This window comes from Agromyces neolithicus (genome assembly GCF_039529735.1).
GTDB lineage: Bacteria > Actinomycetota > Actinomycetes > Actinomycetales > Microbacteriaceae > Agromyces > Agromyces neolithicus.
Map to the genome: position 1 here is coordinate 220,404 of NZ_BAAANJ010000005.1, position 22,809 is coordinate 243,212.

Annotated in this window: 22 protein-coding genes and 1 tRNA gene; 11 read left to right on the plus strand and 12 right to left on the minus strand. The window is 69.5% G+C overall.

What is annotated here, in order from left to right; translation table 11 throughout:
* Positions 1-364: 364 nt before the first annotated feature.
* The 3 genes from ABD164_RS08585 (at position 365) to ABD164_RS08595 (ending at position 3,248) form a co-directional block, all read left to right on the plus strand.
* Positions 365-610, plus strand: a complete 246-nt coding sequence (locus ABD164_RS08585) for a hypothetical protein (RefSeq protein WP_344295410.1) — start codon at positions 365-367, stop codon at positions 608-610.
* Between the two features lie 87 nt (positions 611-697).
* On the plus strand, positions 698-1,729 hold the full coding sequence (locus ABD164_RS08590; protein ID WP_344295412.1) for an alpha/beta hydrolase: 1,032 nt from the start codon (positions 698-700) through the stop codon (positions 1,727-1,729).
* 295 nt (positions 1,730-2,024) lie between these two features.
* Entirely contained in the window at positions 2,025-3,248 is a 1,224-nt protein-coding gene (locus tag ABD164_RS08595; RefSeq protein WP_344295413.1) for a hypothetical protein, read from the plus strand.
* A gap of 99 nt (positions 3,249-3,347) precedes the next feature.
* Here ABD164_RS08595 and ABD164_RS08600 read toward each other — a convergent pair whose 3' ends face one another.
* The 8 genes from ABD164_RS08600 to ABD164_RS08635 all read right to left on the minus strand — a co-directional run bounded on the left by ABD164_RS08600 (position 3,348) and on the right by ABD164_RS08635 (position 12,231).
* Positions 3,348-3,761, minus strand: coding sequence for a hypothetical protein (locus ABD164_RS08600; RefSeq protein WP_344295415.1), 414 nt, complete (start codon positions 3,759-3,761; stop codon positions 3,348-3,350).
* Complete coding sequence (locus tag ABD164_RS08605; protein ID WP_344295417.1) at positions 3,758-4,309, minus strand: nucleotidyltransferase domain-containing protein; 552 nt, start codon at positions 4,307-4,309, stop codon at positions 3,758-3,760. Before ABD164_RS08605 ends, ABD164_RS08600 begins: the two co-directional genes overlap by 4 nt.
* 154 nt (positions 4,310-4,463) lie before the next feature.
* A complete protein-coding gene (locus ABD164_RS08610) occupies positions 4,464-4,952 on the minus strand; it encodes a YajQ family cyclic di-GMP-binding protein (RefSeq protein ID WP_232499649.1) in 489 nt (162 codons plus the stop codon).
* A gap of 176 nt (positions 4,953-5,128) precedes the next feature.
* Positions 5,129-6,814, minus strand: coding sequence for a glycoside hydrolase family 13 protein (locus tag ABD164_RS08615; RefSeq protein ID WP_344295419.1), 1,686 nt, complete (start codon positions 6,812-6,814; stop codon positions 5,129-5,131).
* A gap of 45 nt (positions 6,815-6,859) precedes the next feature.
* Entirely contained in the window at positions 6,860-7,771 is a 912-nt protein-coding gene (locus tag ABD164_RS08620) for a carbohydrate ABC transporter permease (protein WP_344295421.1), read from the minus strand.
* A complete protein-coding gene (locus tag ABD164_RS08625) occupies positions 7,771-8,709 on the minus strand; it encodes a carbohydrate ABC transporter permease (protein ID WP_344295422.1) in 939 nt (312 codons plus the stop codon). The genes ABD164_RS08620 and ABD164_RS08625 overlap by 1 nt, the downstream gene beginning before the upstream one ends.
* Position 8,710: 1 nt before the next feature.
* Positions 8,711-10,030: an ABC transporter substrate-binding protein gene (locus ABD164_RS08630; RefSeq protein WP_344295424.1), complete on the minus strand. Its 1,320-nt coding sequence runs from the start codon at positions 10,028-10,030 to the stop codon at positions 8,711-8,713.
* Positions 10,031-10,068: 38 nt separating this feature from the next.
* Positions 10,069-12,231 carry an alpha-galactosidase gene (locus ABD164_RS08635; RefSeq protein WP_344295425.1) on the minus strand — a complete coding sequence of 721 codons (2,163 nt, stop codon included), beginning with the start codon at positions 12,229-12,231 and terminating at the stop codon, positions 10,069-10,071.
* Between the two features lie 124 nt (positions 12,232-12,355).
* On the opposite strand from ABD164_RS08635, the gene ABD164_RS08640 reads away from it, so the two are divergent.
* Positions 12,356-13,510: an ROK family protein gene (locus tag ABD164_RS08640; RefSeq protein ID WP_344295427.1), complete on the plus strand. Its 1,155-nt coding sequence runs from the start codon at positions 12,356-12,358 to the stop codon at positions 13,508-13,510.
* Positions 13,511-13,629: 119 nt separating this feature from the next.
* Here ABD164_RS08640 and ABD164_RS08645 read toward each other — a convergent pair whose 3' ends face one another.
* A complete protein-coding gene (locus ABD164_RS08645; protein WP_344295429.1) occupies positions 13,630-14,649 on the minus strand; it encodes a LacI family DNA-binding transcriptional regulator in 1,020 nt (339 codons plus the stop codon).
* 219 nt (positions 14,650-14,868) lie between these two features.
* Between ABD164_RS08645 and ABD164_RS08650 the strand changes: the two genes are divergently transcribed.
* The 3 genes from ABD164_RS08650 to ABD164_RS08660 all read left to right on the plus strand — a co-directional run bounded on the left by ABD164_RS08650 (position 14,869) and on the right by ABD164_RS08660 (position 16,320).
* Positions 14,869-15,033 (plus strand): hypothetical protein, encoded by a 165-nt coding sequence (locus ABD164_RS08650; RefSeq protein ID WP_344295430.1) that lies wholly within the window; start codon positions 14,869-14,871, stop codon positions 15,031-15,033.
* A gap of 22 nt (positions 15,034-15,055) precedes the next feature.
* On the plus strand, positions 15,056-15,793 hold the full coding sequence (locus ABD164_RS08655; RefSeq protein ID WP_344295432.1) for a PH domain-containing protein: 738 nt from the start codon (positions 15,056-15,058) through the stop codon (positions 15,791-15,793).
* Between the two features lie 445 nt (positions 15,794-16,238).
* Positions 16,239-16,320: transfer RNA gene (locus tag ABD164_RS08660), tRNA-Tyr, on the plus strand.
* A gap of 124 nt (positions 16,321-16,444) precedes the next feature.
* Here the strand turns inward: ABD164_RS08660 and ABD164_RS08665 are convergent.
* Positions 16,445-16,861 (minus strand): hypothetical protein, encoded by a 417-nt coding sequence (locus tag ABD164_RS08665; RefSeq protein WP_344295433.1) that lies wholly within the window; start codon positions 16,859-16,861, stop codon positions 16,445-16,447.
* 22 nt (positions 16,862-16,883) lie between these two features.
* On the opposite strand from ABD164_RS08665, the gene ABD164_RS08670 reads away from it, so the two are divergent.
* Together ABD164_RS08670 and ABD164_RS08675 are read left to right on the plus strand one after the other, a co-directional pair.
* Positions 16,884-17,459 (plus strand): MarR family winged helix-turn-helix transcriptional regulator, encoded by a 576-nt coding sequence (locus tag ABD164_RS08670; RefSeq protein ID WP_344295434.1) that lies wholly within the window; start codon positions 16,884-16,886, stop codon positions 17,457-17,459.
* A 62-nt stretch (positions 17,460-17,521) separates the two neighbouring features.
* Positions 17,522-18,352, plus strand: coding sequence for an inositol monophosphatase family protein (locus tag ABD164_RS08675; protein ID WP_344295435.1), 831 nt, complete (start codon positions 17,522-17,524; stop codon positions 18,350-18,352).
* A gap of 654 nt (positions 18,353-19,006) precedes the next feature.
* Here ABD164_RS08675 and ABD164_RS08680 read toward each other — a convergent pair.
* Positions 19,007-19,240 carry a hypothetical protein gene (locus tag ABD164_RS08680; RefSeq protein ID WP_344295436.1) on the minus strand — a complete coding sequence of 78 codons (234 nt, stop codon included), beginning with the start codon at positions 19,238-19,240 and terminating at the stop codon, positions 19,007-19,009.
* A gap of 59 nt (positions 19,241-19,299) precedes the next feature.
* Here ABD164_RS08680 and ABD164_RS08685 point away from each other — a divergent pair, with 59 nt between their 5' ends.
* Positions 19,300-20,793 carry a peptidoglycan DD-metalloendopeptidase family protein gene (locus ABD164_RS08685; protein WP_344295438.1) on the plus strand — a complete coding sequence of 498 codons (1,494 nt, stop codon included), beginning with the start codon at positions 19,300-19,302 and terminating at the stop codon, positions 20,791-20,793.
* Between the two features lie 30 nt (positions 20,794-20,823).
* Here the strand turns inward: ABD164_RS08685 and ABD164_RS08690 are convergent, their stop codons facing one another.
* Positions 20,824-21,243: a hypothetical protein gene (locus ABD164_RS08690; RefSeq protein WP_344295439.1), complete on the minus strand. Its 420-nt coding sequence runs from the start codon at positions 21,241-21,243 to the stop codon at positions 20,824-20,826.
* Between the two features lie 526 nt (positions 21,244-21,769).
* On the opposite strand from ABD164_RS08690, the gene ABD164_RS08695 reads away from it, so the two are divergent.
* Positions 21,770-22,783, plus strand: coding sequence for an endonuclease domain-containing protein (locus ABD164_RS08695; RefSeq protein WP_344295440.1), 1,014 nt, complete (start codon positions 21,770-21,772; stop codon positions 22,781-22,783).
* The last annotated feature ends 26 nt before the right edge of the window (positions 22,784-22,809 follow it).

A 22,809-nucleotide genomic window follows, 5' to 3' on the forward strand; every position in this document is an offset into this window, starting at 1 on the left:
GGGCTGTTCGAGCCGTATCAGCCCGCTCACGAGCATCTGGTGCATCCGCTCCACTTCGCGAACCAGACGATCACCCGGCGCAACGTGAAGCAGCGTGCCGGGATGCCTGCGGCAGTTCTTGGCAAGGTGCTTGTCTACCGAGGCTTGCCCTCTGCCGAAGTCGACCCGAAGGCGTACGCGCGGAACCTTGCCCAGAAGGCCCATTGGCAGCAGGATCCTCGCGTCACCGTTACGCTCCGGCCCCTCAAATATCGATATCAGCGCACTCACGACGGCCGGAAGGCAACCGACGCACAAGGCAACCTCTTCCTTGCCGGCAAGCCTCAGGAGAAGGGCGTCGACGTGCTGTGCGCGCCTCGCGCTGGTGCGCGAGGCGCGCGACCCCGCAGTAGATCTGGTCATCCTTGCGTCGCAGGATACCGACCTGGAGCCGGCGCTCGACGAGGCGATTGCTCTCAAGTCGGCAAAGGTCGAAACCGTTTCATGGTTCCACAATGGGCAGTATCGCCAAAGCCGCGAGATTCGGCCGGCCGCTCCCACCCGCATATGGAACACGCGGCTGAACGCCCAGGCATTCTCAGCGTGCCGCGACCCCGAGAACTACAGTTGAGGTACCGGGTAGGCGCGAGTTCAGACGCCCCAACCGGGAACCGCCGCTCGATAGGCTGACCCCGAACCCCGGGGAGGTGCCGCGGCTGTGACTGAGGGGCAGCACGTCGACAACGAGCAGTGGCGCCCCGACGTGCTCGGTGAAGGGTTCGAGCAGCTGACGCTGCCGCTCGGCGACGACGATGAGGGCGAGGTCGTCGCGACCCTGGTTCGTCACCGGCCCCGCCGCAGGCGGTGGTTCTGGCAGGCGCGGGGAGCGGCATCCGATATCGATGTGCTCTACGTGCACGGATGGAGCGACTACTTCTTCAACCGCCCGCTCGCCGAGTTCTTCACGAACGCCGGCGCCCGCTTCTTCGCCCTCGACCTGCGCAAGTACGGCCGCAGCCTGCGCCCCGGGCAGACTCCCGGCTACGTCACCGACCTCGCCACCTACGACGCCGATATCGAGGCGGCGCTCGCGCGCATGGGTCACGCAGTGACGGATGACCCGGGCTCGCGCCCCCGACCCCTCATGCTGCTGGGGCACTCGACCGGAGGGCTGACGCTCAGCCTATGGGCCGCCCGCAATCACGGACGCGTCGCGGGGCTCGTGCTGAACAGCCCGTGGCTCGAGTTCCAGGGCAGTCGGGTCGCGCGTGAGGCGCTCGCGCCGGTGATCAGCTGGGGTGCCCGCGTGAATCCGATGGGGCCGCTGCCCAACGTCGACCTCGGGTTCTATACGCGCTCGGTGTCGCGCGAACTCGACGGTGAGTGGGAGTACTCGCACGAGTGGCGGCCCGACCGGGGGTTCGCGGTGCATCCGGCGTGGCTCACGGGCATTCTCGCCGGCCACGCGACGGTCGCGGCGGGCATCGACGTCGGGGCTCCGGTGCTGACGCTGCTCTCGGCGCGGTCGACGCTGCTGCCGCGATGGGACGATGCCATGCTCTCGAGCGACATCGTGCTCGTGGTCGACGATATTGCGCAGCGGGCGCTGAAGCTCGGCCCGACGGTCACCGTGGCACGCATCGACGGGGCGCTGCACGACGTGTTCCTCTCGCGCGAGCCTGCCCGCGCCGCTGCGTACGAGGCCGTGGCGCACTGGCTGCGCGGCTACGCCCCGGCCGGCGGGCTCTGACCTGCCCGGCACGCCCGCCTGGGCGGGCGCCGTCCGCGCTCGCGTGAGAGCAACCTTGGCCGCTCAGAGCAACCGCCGGAGCTTGCTCCGAGCGGGCAAGGTTGCTCCCACGGGGCGCGACGCGCGAAGCGAAGGCGACGCGCGAAGCGACGAACGGGCGGGCACCCGGGTGCGGGGGCGGGACGGGCGCAGTGGCGGCGGGCACTCGTCCTGCACAGGGGTGAGAAACTGCCGACGTTCCACATGTCGCGCGGATGGGACATCCGATCATTCACTCGGCGTCAGGCTCGAACGCGTGACCGACCTGCCAATCCTCGAGAACGGGCTCATTCTCACCGCCGATGTGCGGGCAGCCGGGCTCGAGAACGTGCTCAGCGCGGCAGCCGGCCGGGGTGAGTTCGAGCGGATTCGGCGCGGGGTGTGGGCGCAGACAGTGCCTGGGTCATGGCGTACAGAGCCTGAACGCGGCGAGCTGAAATATCGTCGGGCGGTGCTCGCGGCTTCGCTGACTCTGAAGCGGCCGGTGTTCACGAGCTTCGCGGGGCTCGCGCTGCGGCGGCTGCCGATCTTCGGAAGGTGGCCGAGTGACATCTACGTGCTCTCGCGGGATGCGCAGGGGCGCAAGCGTGCTGGGCTGATCTCGGTCTCCGGGTCGTATGTTCCCGACGTTGAGACGGTCGACGGCATCGCGACCACGTCGATCGAGTTCACACTCATCCAGGTCTGCAGGCACGGCACGCTTGCCGCCGCCCTCACCGCAGTCGATGCAGCACTGCACCGGCCTCGGTTCGGCGACACGCAGCCGAAGACGACCATCGAACGGCTGCGTGCAGAGCACGAACGGCTCCTGCCCTATCGAGGTAGCCGTCGAACCGATGCCGTGCTCGCTCGTGCAACGGCACTCGCCGACACTCCGCTCGAGACGGTGAGCCGCCTCGTCATCGAAGAGCTCGGGTTCGAGGCGCCCGAACTGCAGCACGAGTTGTGGCTGCCCGAACTCGGCAAGCGCGCGTTCCTCGACTTCTGGTGGCCGTCGGTCGGTGCCGCAGCCGAGGCCGACGGCAAGGGCAAGTATCGCGGCGGTGTGCCCGAGGCCGGCGGTGGCGCGGCTCAACCGATGTCGCGCGCCGAGTCGGGCGGCAGTCGGGCCGTGGTCATGGCCACGGGAGGCACAACCGTCGCCGGGGCAGCCGAGATCGGCCCCAAGACGCGCGCGGCACGGGCCGCCACCGAGGCGATGAGGGCCGCGGCCGTCGCAGCCAAGGCTGCGGCAGATGCGGTGATCTCCGAGAAGGAGCGCGAGAACGCGATTCGGCGGCAGGTGCGCGCCTTCGACCGGTGGGGCTGGGGCGAAACAATGCAGAAGACGCCGGTCGAGCGCAGGCTCACCGCGATGAAGGTGCCGCGCCCGAAGCGGCGGAGGTTGCTCGTAGGCAGTCCAGACGCCCCGGCTGCGCTGCCATCCGCGCGCCGCAGGTCACACGGGAGCAAGGTTCGCCGGCCGGAGCAAGGTTCGTAAGTTGCTCTGAGCGCACAGCCTTGCTCCCACGGGGCTGAGGCGGGCGCGGGCGGACGGCTACGCGCCGCCCGCGCGCTGGCCCGCTGTCGCGCGACTCAGTCAGGTGCGGAGCTTCTCGTGCATCACCGCGAGCAACCGTTCGGCTCGCCTGATGGTGTCTCGAGCGCTGGCCTGCGTGACCCGCTGGGATCCGTAATCGAACTGGTCCTTCTCGTTGATGAGTCGATCCAGGTCGTTCGCCGGCCCGTTGTCGGGTTGGGTGGCCCTGCGCAGCACGTCGACGGCGGTCCTGTGATCTTGGCTACGTGAGTGGTACCCGAGCACATGCCCGCAGAGGGCATCAGCTGCGGCGATGCCGGCATGCACGGCATTCGCGCCCGCGGTTTTCCAGTCGGCCATCTCCTCAGACTCGACGAACATGTGCGCCGCGTTGATGAGGCTCCGGGCGTCGTCGGCGCGCACCTTGATGCCGGCCTTGTCGATCGATCGCGTACGGCCGTCGGCCGGGGTCATCGGCGGACCAGTTCGTTCAGGTCAGTGCCCACAAGGGTGCGGGCGTCGCGGACCCAGCTCTCGATGATCGGGTCCTGTGCACCGACCAACCGCTGGATATCTTCGGGCGTGGTGTCGTAGACCGACGTCGCGTTCCCGGTCGATTTCGTCACGACGTGTGTGAACTCGGCTATCAGGTCGTCGCGTTCCCGCTCGGAGAGTTGGGGTGGGAACACGAACACGAAGTCGATATCCGACTCGGGGCCCGCTTCGTCTCGGGCATACGATCCGAACACCGCGATGGTCATTCCCGGTCGTGCGATCTCACGCGCAGCGTCGACCATTGTCTGTTCGATGATCTGGCGCACCCTCAGCGCCTGCTCGATGACCGGCCACAGCACGTGCCCCACGTTTGCCGAGTAGTAGGTGGCGTGAGGTTCCGCCCGAACATTCACGAGCCCCGTGGCGCCGAGGCGGAGGAGCGCCTTTCGTATGCCAGCGGCTGTGCCTGTGGATGCGAGGTTCGCCACCTGCCGGCCGGTGAACTCGGTGGCACTGCGCGCGAGCACTCGCAGGCTCGCCGCCTCAACGGGCGACATCAGCGACGCCAGGGGTTCGCGAAGATCCATTGGAAACTCCAGTACATGGTCGTAAACCAGTGTACACGGTCGTAAACCAAAGTCACCGCGAAGATGCGACCATCGCACTGATCGCGCCGCGCGCCTAGCGGAAGTTCACGAACTGCAGGGCGACGTCGAGGTCTTTGCCCTTGAGCAGCGCCATGGTCGACTGCAGGTCGTCGCGGCTCTTCGACGAGACGCGCAGCTCGTCGCCCTGAATCTGCGACTTGACCGACTTCGGCGCCTCGTCGCGGATGATCTTCGAGATCTTCTTCGCGTTGTCGCTGTCGATGCCGTTCTTGAGCCCGATCTCGATGCGGAACTCCTTGCCCGACGCGTATGGCTCACCCTCGTCGAGCGAGCGCAGCGTGATGCCGCGCTTGATGAACTTCGACTCGACGACCTCGAGCACCGCCTTCACACGCTCTTCGGTCTGCGCCTTGAGCAGCACCTTCTCGCCGCTCCACTCGATCGACGCGCCCACGTTCTTGAAGTCGTAGCGCTGGGCGACCTCTTTCTGCGCCTGGTTGACCGCGTTGTCGGCCTCCATCTTGTCGACCTTGCTCACGATGTCGAACGTTGCATCTGCCATGCGCGCCAGTTTACCGAGCGGATGTCGCGCGGTGGGCGCGGGGCACACCCCGGCTTGCCCACCCGCCCGGCGCGCACCGTGACGACCTTTCGGCGGTCCACGTGCATTCGCCAGGGGCCGTGGACCGGCGAAAGGTCGTCACGTGGGCAACGCGTGCCCGCGACATCCGCTCGCTCTCAACGCGCCTGGCGGCGCAACCAGGCCGTCGCCGCCGCGGGAAGCGCGCCGCCGATGAGCGGGGCACTCGTGACGAGTACCTCGCCGTCGGGCAGCTCGACCGGAGCATCGCCGAAGTTGGTGACCGAATGCCAGCCGCCCGGACGCTCGAACCACAGCACCTTGTCGCTGCCGCTCGGGTGCGCGTGCCAGGTGAGCTCCTCGGCGTCCTGCAGGTCGCGGCGCAGCCAGAGCGCGCGTCGGTAGAGGTTGAGCGTCGAGGAGGCGTCGGCGTCCTCGGTTTCGACCGAGAACGAACCCCACCCGGCGGGCTGCGGCAGGTGCGCGCCGGCGGCGCCGAAGCCGAACGACGAGCCCGTCGCCGTCCAGGGCAGGGGCACGCGGCATCCGTCGCGGCCGACGTCGACGCCGGGACTGCGGAAGAACGTCGGGTCCTGGCGATCGGCATCGGGGATGTCGGCGACCTCGGGCAGGCCGAGCTCCTCGCCCTGATAGAGGTACGCGCTCCCGGGCAGCGCGAGCATGAGCAGGGTGGCGGCGCGGGCCCGTCGCAGGCCGCGCTCCGCGTCGAGCTGCGACGCGGGCCCCCCGTGCAGCAGCCACCTCTTGCTGATGGCGTTCTCCCGGTTGGGGTCGTCGGGCAGGCCGTACCTGGTGGGGTGCCGCACCACATCGTGGTTCGAGAACACCCACGTGTTCGACGAACCGGTGGTCGACACGGACTGGATGTTGTGGTCGATGATCGCCCGGAACTCGCCAGCGTCGAAGTTCGCAAGAAGCAGGTCGAAGTTGAAGGCCTGGCCGAGGCTGGTCGGCGCGGCGTAGCGATGCCGACGGCTGGGCTCCACCCACGCCTCGGCCACCGCGATGCGGGGCGGGTCGTACTCGTCGAACACTGCCCGCCACTCGGCGTAGATCTCGTCGAGCTCTTCGCGGTCCCACAGCGGGTGGGAGCCGTCGGTCACGAGCTTCATCTCCTCGAGCTCGGCGTGCGAGCGCAGCGGATAGGTCAGGTCCTTCGCGAGCGCGTGCGCCACGTCGACGCGGAACCCGTCGACGCCCCGGTCGGCCCAGAAGCGCAGCGTGGTGAGGAAGTCGTCGCGCACCTCGCGGTTCGCCCAGTTGAAGTCGGGCTGTTCGGGTGCGAACAGGTGCAGGTAGAACTGACCGTCGTCGACCGGCTCCCAGGCCGAGCCGCCGAACATCGCCTGCCAGTCACTCGGCGGCTCCGTGCCGTCGGGCACCTCGCCGTCGCGGAAGATGTAGCGATCACGGGCCGCAGAACCACGCGGCGACGCGAGCGCCTCCTGAAACCACACATGCCGGTTCGACGAGTGATTGGGCACGATGTCGACGATGAGGCGGATGCCGCTGGCGTGCAGCGCCGCGATCATCACGTCGAAATCGGCGAGCGTGCCGAGCTTCGGGTCGACGTCGCGGTAGTCGTCGACGTCGTAGCCTCCGTCGGCGAGGGCCGACGGATAGAAGGGCGAGAGCCAGACGGCGTCGACCCCGAGCTCGGCGAGGTAAGGGATGCGGCTCGTGATGCCGACGAGATCGCCGATGCCGTCGCCGTTCGCGTCGGCGAAGCTGCGCGGGTAGATCTGGTAGACGGTCGCCTGGCGCCACCAGTGCGGGTCGTTCGCGAGCACGACGGATGTCTCATCGGTCAGTGTGTTCGTCATCGGTGTGTTCCTTCCTGAGGGGTTACCGCGCGCCGGCTTCGGCGGTTACTTGATTGAGCCCCGCGTCACGCCCGAGATGACCCAGCGCTGCGAGAAGATGTACACGATCAGCAGCGGCGCCATCGCCATGAGGTACGACGCGAACGCCACGGTGTAGTCGGTGTTGAACTGGCCCTGGAACACGTACTGCGCGAGCGGCAGGGTGCGTGCGGCGGGGTCGGTCAACACCACGAGCGGCATGATGAAGTCGTTCCAGGCCCACACGCAGGTGAGGATGCCGACCGTCGCGTTCATGGGCATCAGCAATGGGAAGATCACCGACCGGAACACGCGCCACGTCGAAGCACCGTCGACGCGTGCCGCCTCCTCGAGCTCGATCGGAATCGAGCGGATGTATGCGGTGTAGATGAAGACGTTCAGCGACAGCCCGTAGATCGTGTAGAGCACGATCATGCCCGCCTGGTTGTCGAGTCCGAGGATCGCGGTCTGCTTCACGAGCGGCAGCATGATGATCGGGAACGGGATGAACAGCGCGGCCAGCAGGTAGAAGAACACGCCCTTGAAGAACGGGCGATGGATGTTGCGGGCCAGGGCGTAGGCGACGATCGAGCTGGTCAGGAGCGTGAACACCACCGAGCCCACCGTGATGAGGGCGGTGTTCATGAGCGCCTGCGGAAAGTTCGTGCGCTCCCACGCCTCTGGGAAGTTCTCCCAGCGCACCGGGTTCGGCCACTCGAAGCCCGTGCCGCTGGCGAGCTGCTCGGGCGTCTTCAGTGAGACGACGACCGCGAGGTACAGCGGGATCAGGATGGTCAGCGAGCAGACGGCGATGAGCGCGGTCGCCCACCAGTTGGTGCGACGGGTGTCGTCGTCCTCCGAGCCCCGGCGACGACGTCGGGGCGGGGCAGTGGGCAGCACCTCTTCGGTCTGCGCGGCGGTGGTGAGTGCGGTGGTCATCAGAAATCGGCCTCTCTGCGCTGAAGGACCCGGAATTGGAAGAGCGACACGACCGTGATCACGATGAAGAAGATCACCGCGTTGGCCGTCTGGTAGGCGAACTCGCCGCCCGAGAACCCGCCGCGGAAGATCAGCAGGGTGACCGACTCGGTCGAGGTGCCCGGTCCGCCGTTCGTGAGGGCTACGATCTGGTCGAAGACCTGCAGGTAGCCCTTGAGGCTCAGCACCACGTTGATGGTGAAGAACGCGCCGATCAGCGGGAAGGTGATCGAGGTGAACTGCCGCCACGGCTTCGCACCGTCGAGCGACGCCGCCTCGTAGAGCTCGGCCGGGATCGTCTGCAGGCCCGACAGGTAGATGATGATCGCGAACGCGCAGGCCTGCCAGACCGCGAGCGCCACGATCGCCGTCCACGCCCAGTCGGGGCTCGTGAGGATGTTGTCGGCGAAGAGCGGGATGCCCGAGAGGATCTTCGGCAGCGAGTTCGAGAAGAAGAACTGGAACACGTAGCCGATGACCAGGATCGCGAGCACGTAGGGCACGAAGTAGACACCGCGCCAGAAGTTGCGCGCCTTGATCTTGGCGTTCAGGCCGAGCGCGATCGCGAGCGAGATCACGTTCGTGAGGATCGTCGCGACGATCGCGAAGAGGAACGAGAACCCGTACGCTGCGAGCACTCGGTCGTCGCGGAAGAGGTTCATGTAGTTCGCGAGCCCGACGAAATTCCACTCGCCATAGCCGGCGTAGTTCGTGAAGCTGAAGAAGATGCCCACGAGCACGGGAACGGTGTGGAACAGCGCGAAGGCGATGACGGCGGGCCACACCATCCAGTAGAAGGCGGGCAGGGCCCGTCGGCTCTCGAGCTTGATGCGCTTGGCGCGAGCCGGCTTCTCGCCGGGGGTGGCCGAGCTGCGCACCGCTTGGGTCAGCGTGGTCATGTCATTCTCCCGTCACTGGGATCGTGCGAGCGGCGACCTTGCTCCACTCGCGGTCGAGGGTGGCGAGCGCGGCCTCCGCGTCGCCGGTGAAGAGGAACTCCTGGTCGATGGCCGGGAGGGGGATGCTCGGCGGGATCTGGTGGTCGATGAACCCCGTGATCCTTCCGTCGTCGAAATACGGCTTCACCGACTGGATGGCCGGATCGTCGCTCAGCTCGGCGCCCTCGACTGAGGGCACCATGTTCTGCGAGGCCGCGAACGCCTCGATCACGTCCTGCTCGAACAGGTAGTCGATGAAGCGCAGGGCCTGCTCGCGGTGCGGGGTGTTCTCGCCCATGGTCACGACCACGTCGACACCCGACACGAGCAGTCGGTCGTCGGGGTCGTCGGTCGCCGGGTACGGGAAGATGGCCGCGTCGATGTCGGGGTTGATCGCCTTCACCGGGTTGATCGCCCAGATGCCCTGCATGAGCATGGCGACCTCGCCGTTGGCGAACGCGGCGTTGCCGTCGTCGTAGGTCTTGCCGCGGTAACCCTCTTGCGTGTAACTGAAGAGTTCGTACTGCTGCGCCATCGCCTCGGCGAAGTCCTTCTGGAACGACACGGCCGAGTCGGCGCCCACGTTCTCGCCCTCCTCGCGCAGCTGGTCGAAGAAGTCACCCTGCGCGGGATATGCCCCGAGCGCGTTGAACGAGGGAAGTCCGGTCCAGGAATCAGCGAGAGTGCCGTAGAAGGGCACGACGCCGGCGTCCTCCAGCGCGTCGCACACGGCGATGAACTCGTCCCAGGTCTCGGGCACCTCGAGGCCCTGCTCCTCGAAGATCTGCTGGTTGTAGATGACCCCGTTCGCGTTGTTCACGTAGCCGAGGCCGTTGACCTCGCCCTCGGCGTTGCCGAGATCCGCGAGGATCTGTTGCACCGCCGGGTTGATCGTCTCGAGCACCGGCTCGTCGGAGAAGTCGTAGAACACTCCCGCCTGTGCCAGCCGGCCGAAGTTGCCGTTCGCGTTCAAGGTGATGACGTCTGGCGCCCTGTCCTTCACGAGCAGCGTGCGGATGATCGTGTCGGCGTCGGCGACCTGGTTCTGCACGACCTTGATGTCGGGATTCTCGGCCTCGAAGTCGTCGATGATCTGCGTGAAGTCCTCGAGCGCCTCGCCCTTGAACTGGAAGAAGTCGAGGGTCACGACATCATCGCCGCCGCCGGCGGAACAGCCGGCGAGCAACAAGGCGCTCACGGCGACGGATGCCGCGGCGGCCGCCGTGCGCCGCTTCGCGAACCGCCGCCGGTGCGGGGTCGGGCGGATGGTCTCGTCCGTCATGATGCGCCTCCTTGCGCTGGGGTGCAGTAGTGCAGTGGTCAGTCCGCGGAGCTGTCGGAGCTTGCGGGATCGGTGGCGACGAGCTCGAGTAGCACGAGCTGTGCGGGGAACAGCACGGGGGCCTGCAGGCCGGCCGTGCCGAGCTGGCGGCCGGTCAGCGTGATCGGCTGCTCGGCCCAGGGGAGCGGGGACTGGCCGGGTCCGTCGGCCACGCTCCCCGCGACGATCCGCACGGTGTAGCTGCGGTCGGCGTCGAGACCCGGCAGCGTGAAGCGGCCGGGCGGGTAGGTCACGCTGGTCGAGACCTGCGTGAACGTGAAGAGAGCGGATGCCCCGTCAGCGGCGACGACGCCACGAACGTCAGTCGTGACATCCGGGGTGTCGCCGTGCACCAGCACACCGGAATGGATGAGTGCGCGATGGCCCCTGTAGAGCTCGACCCAGCGCGCGACTGCGGCGAGCCCATCGGCGTCGAGTGCGGTGAGATCCCACTCGATGCCGAGATGGCCGAGCATCGCGACGCCCGCGCTGAGGTCGAGCGAGACCTGCCGCCCTGTGGAGTGCACGGTGGGGCTGGTGAGGTGGGCGCCCATGAGCTCGGGCGGCACGACGAGGCTCGTGTAGCGCTGGATCTGCAGCCGCTCGATGGGGTCGAGGGTGTCGCTCGTCCAGATGCGGTCGGTGTGCTCGAGGATGCCGAGGTCGACGCGGGCGCCGCCCGACGCGCACGACTCGATCTCGAGCCCCGGATGCCGCTGCTTCAGTGCAGAGAGCAGACGATAGAGCGCCTCGACGTTGTCGTGCACCCGGGCGCGGCCCGAGTCGGCGGCGCCCGCCTCGAGCAGGTCGCGGTTGTGGTCCCACTTGAGGTAGGCGATGTCGTGCTCGGCGAGCAGGGCGTCGAGTCGTTCGAGCAGGTAGCGCCAGGCGCCATCGTTGGCGAGGTCGAGCACGTACTGCTGGCGCGCGGGCACCGGCAGCTCGTCGCGCCCGCGCAGGATCCAGTCGGGGTGGTCGCGGGCGAGGTCGCTGTCGAGGTTCACCATCTCGGGCTCGACCCAGAGGCCGAACTCCATGCCCAGTCCGCGCACCTTGTCGATGAGCGGGCCGAGGCCATTCGGCCACACACGCTCGTCGACGAACCAGTCGCCGAGGCCGGTCGTGTCGTCGCGGCGGCCCTGGAACCAGCCGTCGTCGAGTACGAATCGCTCGACCCCGACGGCCGCGGCACGCTCGGCGAGGGCGGCGAGGGTCTCGAAGTCGTGGTCGAAGTAGACCGCTTCCCACGTGTTGAGTGTCACGGGGCGAGGGCGGGCCGGATGCTGCGGGCGGGCACGCAGCTCGTCGTGGAAGCGTTTTGCCAGCCGGCTCAGCCCGTCGCCCCACGAGCCGATCGCCCACGGTGTCGTGTAGGACTCGCCCTCGCCGAGCACGATCTCCCCGGGGACCAGCAGTTCGCCGGCGGTGAGGAATGACTCGGCGGTGGGCGTGCGCTCGGCGGCGAGCCGATGGTTGCCGCTCCAAGCGACGTGCACCGCATACGTGAGGCCGCGCTCGAAGCCGAAGCCCGTGCGGCCGGCGGCGAGCACGAGGCTGGCATCGGCGCCGGGGCGGCCACGACGACTCTCGCGCACGTGCGTGCCGATGGTGAACGCGTGCCGCTGGGGCGAACGCTCGCGCAGGTGCCGTCCAGTCGTGTCGAGCAGCTCGCCGAGGTCGCCGGGAACGGGGAACACGGGGGCGAGCGCCACCAGCGAGTACGGGTCGTCGGCCGTGTTCTCGAGGGTGATGCGCTGGCGCAGAAGGCCCGATGCGGTGACCTGCAGTGTGATCGTTGCCGCGAGGCCGGCTGCGGCATCCGATGCGGTGACGACGGCGGCAGTGGATGCTTCGTCGACGTCGATCGCGTCGGTCATGAGCTTGGTCGAGAAGTGGCGGCCGTTGCGGTGGCCGGCGAGGCCGGGGGTGCCGAGCCAGCCCGAGGACTCCTGCGGGATGAGCGTGAGCCGCGCCGGCTGGTCGAGCCCGCCCGAGACGCGCTGCGGCAGCGCCGCCGTGCCGAGCGCCGAGAGCTCCGCCTCGTCGAGGTCGCCCTGGTCTTCGCCCCAGAACACGATGACGGGCAGGGGAGCGTGGCGGGCGTCGAGAACGACGCTCGTGCCTCCATTGCGGAGGTGACGGAGCTCGGTGCGGCGTTGCATGAATTATTTCTACGACAGAAATAATTCGGTTGTCAACCCCGTGAATCCGGATGTCCCGTGTGTGTGTGGTGGCCTGCTCTCGTTTCTTTCGTGTCAGAATGAAACAAACGCGGGAGGTTCAGCGATGGCGGAGAGCCAAGCGGAGGTCAGTGGCTCGGCGCGCGAACTCGCGCGAGAGGTGCTCATCCATGGACCCATCTCGCGGGCCGAACTCGGTCGCCGGCTCGGGCTCTCGCCGGCGAGCCTCACCAGGCTCAGCAAGCCCTTCCTCGATCGCGGCTGGTTCATCGAGGCGTCCGAGACGCTGCAAGGCGCAACCGGTCGCCCCGCCAAGCCGCTCGACGTGCAGGTCGACTCGCGTCGCTTCGTCGGCGTGAAGGTCACGGGCGAGTCTGCGTTCGGCGTGATCACCGATCTGCGTGCGGGCGCACTCGGCCAGGGGGAGCGCAGCCTCGACGGGCACGAGGTCGACGCCGTGGTCGACTCGGTGGTCGACCTCGTGGCACGGCTCCGCGACGGCGATGGCGATGCCGTGGAGGTGTCCGGACTGGGCGTCAGCATCGGCGGCAACGTCGCCGACCAGCGTGTCGTCACGCGTGCGCCGTTCCTCGGCTGGCGCGATGTCGCGCTCGCCGATCGGCTCGAGCGCGAACTCGGCATCCCGGTCACCGTCGAGAACGACGTCACCGCCCTCACCACTGCCGAGCAGTGGTTCGGCGCCGTGCGCGGCCGACCCGCGTTCGCCGTCGTCACGATCGGCGCCGGCGTCGGCTACGGCCTCGTCATGCACGACCGGGTCGTCACGACCGCCGATTCGGGCCTCGGCCTGGGTGGGCACCTGCCGCTCGATCCGAACGGCCCGCTCTGCATCGACGGGCACCGAGGATGCTCCACCGCGATGCTGTCCATCCCGAGCATCAGCCTGCAGCTCGGCATCGCGCTCGGCCGCGAGGTCGACTACGACGAGGTACTGCGACTGGCCGAGGAGGGAAATCCGCTCGCCGTCTCGGTCACCGCAGCCGCAGGGCGCGCGCTCGGCCGCATGATGGCGACGATCGCCAACATCGCCATGGTCGACACGATCGTGCTTTCGGGCGAAGGCGTCGGGCTGTGGAACCTCATCGGCGACCTCGCACGCGCTGCGCTCGCCGAAGACCGTGACCCCGATGCGACGCCGGTCGAGATCCACGTCGACGACGCGGGGTTCGTGTCGTGGGCGCGCGGTGCCGCGGCGGTGGCGATCCAGGCCGCACTCGGGCGGTTGCGGCTGCCCGCCTGACGCCCCGTGACGACCTTTCGCCGGTTCACGTGCATACCCGAGGTGCCGTGGACCGGCAAAGGGTCGTCACGGTGCAGCGGGGCGACCGCGCTGGGAGCGCGCGGGGAGCGCGTGACCCGCTAGGCCAGCGGGATCGCCGACGACGAGCGCACGCGCAGCTCGTACGGCAGGGGCACCGCGGCGGGCGCGGGGGCGTCGGGCGTGCTCGGCTCGAGCCGCTCCATGAGCACGTCGACCGCCATCTCGCCCTGCAGGCGTGGGAACTGCGCAACCGTCGTGAGTCCGAAGAAGTCGCTGAGGTCGTGGTCGTCGATGCCGACGATCGACACGTCGCGCGGCACGACGAGCCCGAGGTCGCGTGCGGCGAGGATCGACCCGATCGCCATCTCATCGGATGCCGCGAACACGGCCGTGGGGCGATCGTGCGGTGCGCCCAGCAACTGCTTCGCCGCGTGGTACCCGCCGCGGATCGTGAAGTCGGCGGGCGCGAACAGCCGGGGATCGACCTCGATGCCCGCGTCGCGCAGCGCATCTTCGTAGCCGGTGCGCCGGTTGGTGGGCAGGTGGAAGTCGAGGTCGAACTCGAGGTCGCCGCCGATGTGCGCGATGCGGGTGTGGCCGAGGCCGATGAGGTGCTCGGTCGCGAGCCGCGCGACGGCGGCGTCGTCGATGGTGAGGGTGGGCACGCCGGGGATCGGGCCGCCGACGCCCACGAGCGGCTTGCCGAGATCGTGCAGCCGTGCGACCTCGTGCTCGGTGAGCTCGAGCGACACGGCGATCACGGCGTCGACGCGCTGTCGCAGCAGGAAGTGCTCGAACACGCTCGACCGTTCGTCGCCGTCGCCCGACAGGTTGTAGAGGGTCAGGTCGTAGCCGCGCCGAAGCAGCGCGCGCTGCGCGCCCTCGAGCACCGACGAGAAGAACCACCGGTTGAGAAAGGGGATGACGACGCCGATGTTGCGCGTTCGCCCCGATGCCAGCGAGGAGGCGTTCGACGACACCACGTAGCCGAGCCGGGCCGCCGCCTCTTCGACCTTCGCCTTCGACGCGGGCGACACATGGCCGCGGCCGCTGAGCGCGCGCGACACCGTCGCGGTCGACACCCCCGCGAGCTTCGCCACCTCTTCGATGCCGGCCATGACCCCTCATTCCCGGCACCGCCGAGTGATTCCCGGCATCGCCGAGTCAGGGGCATCCTATCGATTCTGCTCGCTAACCCGCCCAGCGAGCGGATGTCCCATTCCCCGCTTTTCGGGGTGGCGCGTTGCCGTGGCCCCTGAGGTGGGGTAGACATGGCGAGATTTGATTTTCCATGGGGGCGTCGGCCGACGTGCGGCTATCAGAAGGGAGCAACACGCGTGAAGTGGGTCAAACGCATCGTCATCGCGCTGGTCGTGGTGTTCGCGTTCTTCTACATGGTCACCCGTCCCGAAGATGCTGCCAACGCCGTGCAAGGCGCCGTCGGTGCCGTGTGGGGCGGAGTGCAGTCGGTCGGCCAGTTCTTCACCTCGCTGGCGACGTAGCCGGGCTCGGCAGGCTCGCACCATGAAACGTGGCGGCTTCTTCGACCCGCGCGTCGAGCAGTACCTGATCGCCGACGAGGGCGAGGTCGTCGTCGACGAGGTCGCCAAGCACTGGGCCGCGATCGTGGGGCCGGTGCTCGAGCTCATCGCCGCCGTGCCCGTGCTGCTGCTCGTCGGGCTCATGCCGTCGCAGCTCTACTGGCTGCCGATCGCCGGTGCCATCTTTCTCGTGATCAACGGCGGGTGGCGCATACTGCAGGCCCAGATGGACCGGTTCGTCATCACGAACATGCGCGTGTTCCGAGTGCACGGCATCCTCGCGCGGCACATCGCCACGATGCCCATCACCCGAATCCTCGACATCTCGGTGAAGCGGTCGGTTCCGGGCCGCGTCTTCGGTTACGGACACTTCATCTTCGAGTCGGCCGCCCAAGACCAGGGACTGCGCGAGATCAAGTTCGTCGGCCACCCCAACGAGCGCGGCCTCACCATTCAGCGGGTCATCCAGCGCTCGGGCCTTCGCGGTGGCATGCGCGGTGACGCACGCGACTATGCGCACCAGGGGCCTGGCGGCGGCCAGCGCCACTCGGGCGAGGTGCGCGCCGACCGCGGCGCCGATCGCAGCGGCCGCGGCGGTGACACGGCCCCCATCACGACGATCCAGGCCGAAGACACGCACATCGACACCGCTGCCTGGGGCGTGAGCCCCGACAACCCCGCCTGGGATCCGAAGTCGGGCGACACCCAGCCGCTCGGCTGAGGCTGCGTCGCGCCGCCCCGCCCCCGGCGCTCCCGCCCCCGGCGGTCCGCCCCCGGCGCTCCCGCTCGGCGCCCGCCCCCGGCGCTCCTGCCCGGGGCGCCCGCTCGGCGCTCGGCGCCCGCCCCCGGCGCTCCCGCCCGGGGCGCCCGCTCGGAGCCCGCACTGGCCGGCCAGCGACCGGGCGGTTCCGCGGCCCGGCGCGATCCTGTGCGCCGAGTCTCGCGCTGGAGCAAGGTTGTCGCGTCGGAGCAACCTTCGTCGCTTGCTCCGGCCGAACAACGTTGCTCCCACGCGAAATGAGGCCGGGGAAAAGCACGCGCGGGCGCGGTGAACAGGGCGTGCACGGGGGCGGGACATCCGCTTGTCGCGTCGATTTCTCGACACGCCACCCGGCGGGTATCCTTGACAGGCCCCCGGTTGTGTGCAGAACTCGGTCGGGTGCGATGGCGAGTTACCCAAGCGGCCAAAGGGATCTGACTGTAAATCAGCTGTCTACGACTTCGGGGGTTCGAATCCCTCACTCGCCACACGAGAATGCCCCGGTCAGCCGGGGCATTCGTGCGTTAATGGGCGCCGCTTCCGGTGCGGCGGCCGCTGCCGCGGCTGGCGCGGCGGCCGCAGCCGCGGCTGGGGTCTAGGGAGTCACGCGAGCTACGCCGCCGGGCAGTGCAGCTGGGTGCGCTCACCGCTGCGATCGATGCGGTGCTCGGCCATGAGGTTGCCGCAGATCGGGCAGCGCGGATCGGCGGGCGGCACGTACGGCGCCTCGGGTCGACCGATGCCGACCTGGGCCGGCCCGGTGAAGAAGTAGACGAGGTTGTTGAAGCGGTTGTAGAACCCGGTCTTGCCGCGGAACGGGTTGAGGCTCGACGGCTCGCCCGGCGTATCGGTCGCGCCGGGGGCATCGGTCGCGCCGGGGGCATCGGTCGCGCCGGGGGCATCGGTCGCGCCGGGGGCATCGGTCGCGCCCGCGACATCGGTCGCGCCCGCGACATCGGTCGCGCCCGGCGCATCGGTCGCGCCCGCGACATCGGTCGCGCCCGCGACAGCTTCTGTCTTTCGTGCCATAATCGTTAGTATACTAACGATCGTGACGAACCGCATCTCGGGCCAGCAGGTCGACGACCGCCAGATCGACGCAGGCGCAGCCGCAGCAGCCAAGACAGACGCAGACGCTGCCAAAGCAACCGCAGACGCCGCACCCGACCTCACGGCCGACCCCCTGGCGCTCGAGCGGCAACTCTGCTTCGCGCTCGCGGTCGCGTCGCGGCTCGTGATCAGCGCCTACAAGCCGATTCTCGAGCCGATGGGGCTCACGCATCCGCAGTACCTGGTGATGCTCGCGCTGTGGGAACAGCAGCCGCGTGCGCTGAGCGAGGTCGCGCGGCTCGTGCGGCTCGAACCGGCGACCCTCTCGCCGCTCGTGAAGCGCCTCGAGGCGGCCGGATACGTGACGCGCGAGCGATCGCCCCACGACGAACGCCAGCTGGCCCTCACGCTCACTCCGGCGGGCCGGCGTCTGCGAGCGCAGGCCGAGCACGTCCCCGAGCGGGTCGTCGCGGCGCTCGGTGTCGACATCGACGAGCTCGTGCACCTGCACGGCGAGCTCTCGACCCTGATCGGGCGCATCAGCCCTGCCGAGGGTGCGGCGCCCAGCGCGGCCTGAGTTCACGCTCCGTGCGTGGGCGCCGGCCGGTGCGATGTGCGGGCAGGGCGTAGCGTGAGGGGATGACCCAGCACGAGGCATCCGTCGACCCTGCAGCCCTGCTCGACCTCGCGACAAGCATCGCCGTCGAGGCGGGGGAGTTCGCACTCGCGGCGCGACGCGCCGGCGGCAGCGGCGTCGAGGTCGCGGCGACCAAGTCGACGCCCACCGACATCGTCACCGCGACCGACCGCGACACCGAGGCGCTCATCCGCGAGCGCATTCTCGCGGCGCGGCCCGACGACGGCATCGTCGGCGAAGAGCACGACTCGCGCGCGGGCACGAGCGGCATCAGCTGGGTGGTCGACCCGATCGACGGCACCGTGAACTTTCTCTACGGCGTGCCGGCGTGGACGGTGAGCGTCGCCGTCGTCGCGGGCGCGCCCGACCCCGGCAGCTGGCAGGGACTCGCGGGCGTGGTCGTGAACCCCACGACGGGCGAGGTGTTCACCGCGAGCGCGGGCGGCGGGGCGTGGCTCGGCGACCAGCGGCTGCAGGTCAACACGGGCGTGCCGCTCGGGCGGGCGCTCGTCGGCACGGGGTTCGGGTACTCGGCCGACGTGCGGCGTGAACAGGCGCAGGTGCTGCTGGGCATGCTGCCGCAGGTGCGCGACATCCGCCGCATCGGGTCGGCTGCGCTCGACCTGGGACTGCTCGCCGCCGGGCGCCTCGACGCGTTCTACGAGCGCGGCCTCAACCCGTGGGACCATGCGGCCGGCGGCATCATCGCGCGCGAGGCCGGGGCGAAGGTCGGCGGGCGCGGCGGCGGGCGCGAGAGCTCCGAGCTGTTCATCGCGGCCGCGCCCGGCCTGTATGACGAGCTCGCCGCCGCGCTGGAGGCTGCCGGAGCCTGAGTTCGACGGCGTGTCGACGGGGTCCGCGCGGCCCGCCGCTCGAACCGGCGCTCGGCGTGTCGTTGATGAAATCGCCGGTCAGCAATGGCAACTGCAATGGAACCTCGTTTTCGCATGGAAATCCCGTGCGAGACCGGTTACGCTTTACCAATCCGTTATCTCGGCGTAGGCCGTGATGAGCACCTCCCGAAGTACCCATCCCGTCCCCTGCCGAAAGCCCCCAATACGTGCTCGAGTCCCCCCTCGTGCCCGACGGTCACTCGCCCGGCACTCAGGCTGATCTGCGGCCTGAGCGACCCCTGACCCGTCGTGAGCTGCGTGCCCGTGAGGCCGCCGACGCGTCACACGCGTCCGCGACGCCCGGCGCGCTTGCGGGGCAGCCGGCGGCGGTCGAGCATGCGGCGACGCCGATTCCGGATGCCCCTGCCCCCGCCTTCACCGCACCCCCTCGCGATTCGCAGCCGAGCTTCGACGATCTCTTCGGCATCGCACCGGCGGCTCCCCAGCCCGAGATGCGCCGCCCGCGGCGCGCGGCCGAATCGCCGGCAGACGCGCAGCCCGCCGGAATTCAACCGGCCCAATGGCGGCCCACCGAGCAGCCGGCCCAATGGCGGCCCACCGAGCAGCCGCAGCCAGAGCGGCCGACACCGGTCTTCACGCCTCAGGCTCCCGTAGCCCCCAGAACACCCACGGCACTTCCCGCAACACCAGCAGCACCCGCCGCTCTTCCCGCAACACCTGCAGTACCCGCCGCTCTTCCCGCAACACCCGCAGCACCCACGGCACTTCCCGCAACACCAGCAGCACCCGCGGCACTTCCCGCAACACCTGCAGCACCTGCCGCTCTTCCCGCAACACCTGCAGTACCTGCCGCACTTCCCGCAACACCAGCCGCTCCCAAGGCCGAGTCGACCGCCACACGGCGTGACCGCGACTCGGCCTTCACCGTGTCACGTGTCGACGATCCGGCCGTCCCCACCGACGGCGCGAGGGCCGGGTTCGACGCGCTGTTCGCCGACCTCACCGTCGACGACGACGACGACGACATCGACACCGGGCGCGGTCGTGGTGGTCGTACGGCGCGCGCCGAGCGGGCACCGAAGAAGACGAAGAAGACGGCCAAGGCGAAAGCGAAGCCGAAGGCATCGGCGAGGTCGCGGCTCGGATCTGCGACGGCTGCTGCCGCGGGCGCGGCCCGGGCCGCCTCAGCCGGTGCGACCCCCGCCAACGCCGCAGCCGCGGCCCCCGCCGCTGTGACCCCCGCCGTCGCCGCGAGCGCGGCCGCCGCCACTGTGACCCCCGCCGTCGCCGCAGCCGCGGCCACCGCCACCGCGAGCATCGCCCCCGCCGTTCCCACGGCGCCGGCTTCGGCCGCCTCCACCGACTTCGCGGCAGCGATCGCCGCGGCGGCCATCGAGCCCACACCGTCGAGCCACACCGAGATCGTCGACGATCTCGACCTGTTCGCTTCATCGTTCAGCAGCGATCCCGCGGCTCCGTTGTCTCACGCCACAGATGCGAGTTCGTCGAGCCGTTCCTCGCGGCGTCAGCAGGCCACGCCCGCGACGAGCCCCCGTCGCGCGGCATCGGGCACCTCCCGCCGAGCGGCCGAGTCGGTGCCGGCGGGCCGCGGTGCGGCATCCGCTCGCTCGTCGATCGCTCGCCCGTCGATCGCGCGAGCATCGACCCGACCGTCATCGACGCGTCCCTCGCTGCCTCGCCCGGCGCAGCGGCCTCGCCGGTCGCGCACCCTCGCGAGCATGATCGCGATGAGCTTCGCGGCGCTGCTCGCGGTCGCGACATCGGTGCCGTCGCTCTCGCTGCTGACGCCAGCCGACGTGCAGGCCATGGCGCTCGAACAGGCGAACGTGTACGGCGAAGACGGGCAGCGCGTCGTGATCTCGGGCGGAGTGCTTGCGCAGAGCGTGCAGTCCGAGGGGTATGAGTCGCAGACCGTGCAGGAGTACGCCGAGGCGGCGGGAATCCGCGCCGAGGGCGACTTCGTCAACAACCCGGCCGGAACCATCCAGTGGCCCTTCGCCGTCGGCGTGCACATCGGCGACCGCTTCGGCTACCGCGACTGCGCCGGGTGTTCAAGCGACCACGGCGGCCAGGACTTCAACCCCGGTCTGGGCGCAGAGATCCAGGCGATCGCCGACGGAACCGTCGTCAACTCGACCGATGAGGGCGGCTCGCTCGGCGTCGTCGTCATGATCGATCACGTCATCGACGGCGAACTCGTCACGAGCGTGTACGCGCATATGGAGTACGGCTCGCGGCGCTTCGTCGAGGGTGACACGGTAGAGGTCGGCGACGTGCTCGGCACCACGGGCTCGACCGGCATGTCGACGGGGCCGCACCTGCACTTCGAGATCCGTCTCGGCGGGGTCGACGGCACCAAGGTCGACCCGCTCGAGTGGCTGTACGCCAACACGAACTGAGCCGCGGGGCGCACCCCGCTCGTCTGGCGCTCAGTCGCCGGTGCCGTCGGTGGCGCCGGTGCCGGCGGTGCCGCCCTCGGGGCGAAGCAGCTCGAGCACATCGGGGTTCGGTGTGGCGGGACATCCCGACCATTCGAGGTGGAACCGCTGCGCGAACCGCAGCCCACCCGACGCGTCGCGCGCGGCGAGCGTGACCGACTCGGGTTGATCGGTGGCGAGCTCGGCCGCCCAGACATCCTCGCCCGAGGACTTCGTCAACTCGCGCGCGCCGTCGACGCAGCCCGACCAGCACTGAACCGTGACTACGTCTGGCGTCACCGAACGCACCATGACCGTGGCGGATGCCTCGTCGCTGCAGTCAGATGCCGTGCAGCCGCTCATGGCGAAGACGGCAACCACCGCGGCACCCGCAACCAGTGCGGATGCCCGCGCCGAACGCTCTCGATGCATGCGACCACGGTAGTGCAGGCGCTGCGGCGTCTTCAGGCGAAGGCGCGCAAATATCCGTCGGCCGTCTTGCCGTCGTGCAGCGCGCTTTGCGCAATGCAGGACGAGGGCGCGGGTGCCCGTGGCTGGGGTGCTCTCGCGGCTGTGGTCCTGCGTTGCGGGAGGGTCGCCTGCGGAGGGCCGGGCTCGCGCCGGGGGCGTGTGCAGCGCGCTTTGCGCAATGCAGGACGAGAGCGCGGGTGCCCGTGGCTGGGGTGCTGTCGCGGCTGTGGTCCTGCGTTGCGGGAGGGGTCGCCTGCGGAGGGCCGGGCTGGCGCCGGGGGCGTGTGCAGCGCGCGCTTTGCGCAATGCAGGACGAGAGCGCGGGTGCCCGTGGCTGGGGTGCTGTCGCGGCTGTGGTCCTGCGTTGCGGGAGGGGTCGCCTGCGGAGGGCCGGTTGCCTCGTCGCCGATGGCCGGCCCCCACCCGAGTTATCCACATGTGCGTCACGCGCCCGCAGGGTGCACCGGATCGCGGCCAGAATCGAGACGTGAGCTGGACCCCGTCGCACGTCGCCCGCCATATCCGCGAAAACGGGGGCGCCCGGTCGGTGCGTCAGCTCAGAGCTGCAGACATCGATCGGGCTGCGGTGGTGGCGGCCTTCTCTGATCACGCCATCATGCGGGTGCGGCGGGGCTGGTACGCAGTGCGCGACGCTCCCGACGATGTCGTGCGGGCCGTACGAGTCGGCGGGGCCCTCACCGGGGCATCCGTCGCTCGCCTTCACGGCCTCTGGTTGCACACCGACCGACTGCTGCACGTCCGCGTGCCGCGCACGGCCTCGCGCTTGCGACCGCCGACCGCGGCGCTCGCCGCCGCTGCCGCCGCTGCCGCCACGTCGCCGCGGCTCGACCCGTCCGGGCACGGAGTGTGCGTGCACTACCGCTCCGCCCCGCCGCTCGACAGCGCCCGCGACTCGCTGCCGATCGCGCTTGCCGAGATGCTCAGCTGTGCCACGGCCGAGCACGCGATCACGACGATCGACTCGGCGCTCGCGTCGGGCCAACTCACTGACGGCGGGCTCGAGCAGGTGCGCGAGTTCGCGTTGCCGTCGCGGCGGACGTTGGTCGATCGGGCGTCGGCGCAATCCGAGTCGGGCATCGAGTCACGCGTGCGGCTGTTCCTGCGGACGCACCGCATCACGCACCGCGCGCAGGTCGAGATCGAAGGCGTCGGACGGGTCGATCTGGTCGTCGGCAATCGGCTCGTGATCGAGATCGACGGGTCGAAATTCCACACCGGCACCGAGTTCGAGCGCGACCGGCGCCGCGATTTCGAGCTCGCGATGCGTGGATTCCTCGTGCTGCGGCTCAGCTATCGCATGATCATGGACGAATGGGATGCCTCGGCGGCGGGCATTCTCGCGCTCGTAGCGCGCGGCGAGCATCGGTGGGGGTATCGCGCCCGGTCGACGTCGGCCACCTCGGTGCCGATGCCGAAGTACGTGCACGAAGACCCGCTCGACGTTCCACTCGACGTGCTGCTCCGTCGCAATGCAGGATGAGTGGTCGGGGAGCGCGCTTGGGCGGG

What these genes read in the sequence shown, in the direction of transcription:
- ABD164_RS08625 (WP_344295422.1), bottom strand. Translation starts at nt 8,709, where the DNA reads ATGACCACGCTGACCCAAGCGGTGCGCAGCTCGGCCACCCCCGGCGAG.
- ABD164_RS08615 (WP_344295419.1), bottom strand. Translation starts at nt 6,814, where the DNA reads ATGACGAACACACTGACCGATGAGACATCCGTCGTGCTCGCGAACGAC.
- ABD164_RS08645 (WP_344295429.1), bottom strand. Translation starts at nt 14,649, where the DNA reads ATGGCCGGCATCGAAGAGGTGGCGAAGCTCGCGGGGGTGTCGACCGCG.
- ABD164_RS08630 (WP_344295424.1), bottom strand. Translation starts at nt 10,030, where the DNA reads ATGACGGACGAGACCATCCGCCCGACCCCGCACCGGCGGCGGTTCGCG.
- ABD164_RS08655 (WP_344295432.1), top strand. Translation starts at nt 15,056, where the DNA reads ATGAAACGTGGCGGCTTCTTCGACCCGCGCGTCGAGCAGTACCTGATC.
- ABD164_RS08665 (WP_344295433.1), bottom strand. Translation starts at nt 16,861, where the DNA reads ATGGCACGAAAGACAGAAGCTGTCGCGGGCGCGACCGATGTCGCGGGC.
- ABD164_RS08610 (WP_232499649.1), bottom strand. Translation starts at nt 4,952, where the DNA reads ATGGCAGATGCAACGTTCGACATCGTGAGCAAGGTCGACAAGATGGAG.
- ABD164_RS08620 (WP_344295421.1), bottom strand. Translation starts at nt 7,771, where the DNA reads ATGACCACCGCACTCACCACCGCCGCGCAGACCGAAGAGGTGCTGCCC.
- ABD164_RS08675 (WP_344295435.1), top strand. Translation starts at nt 17,522, where the DNA reads ATGACCCAGCACGAGGCATCCGTCGACCCTGCAGCCCTGCTCGACCTC.
- ABD164_RS08600 (WP_344295415.1), bottom strand. Translation starts at nt 3,761, where the DNA reads ATGACCCCGGCCGACGGCCGTACGCGATCGATCGACAAGGCCGGCATC.
- ABD164_RS08635 (WP_344295425.1), bottom strand. Translation starts at nt 12,231, where the DNA reads ATGCAACGCCGCACCGAGCTCCGTCACCTCCGCAATGGAGGCACGAGC.
- ABD164_RS08690 (WP_344295439.1), bottom strand. Translation starts at nt 21,243, where the DNA reads ATGCATCGAGAGCGTTCGGCGCGGGCATCCGCACTGGTTGCGGGTGCC.
- ABD164_RS08640 (WP_344295427.1), top strand. Translation starts at nt 12,356, where the DNA reads ATGGCGGAGAGCCAAGCGGAGGTCAGTGGCTCGGCGCGCGAACTCGCG.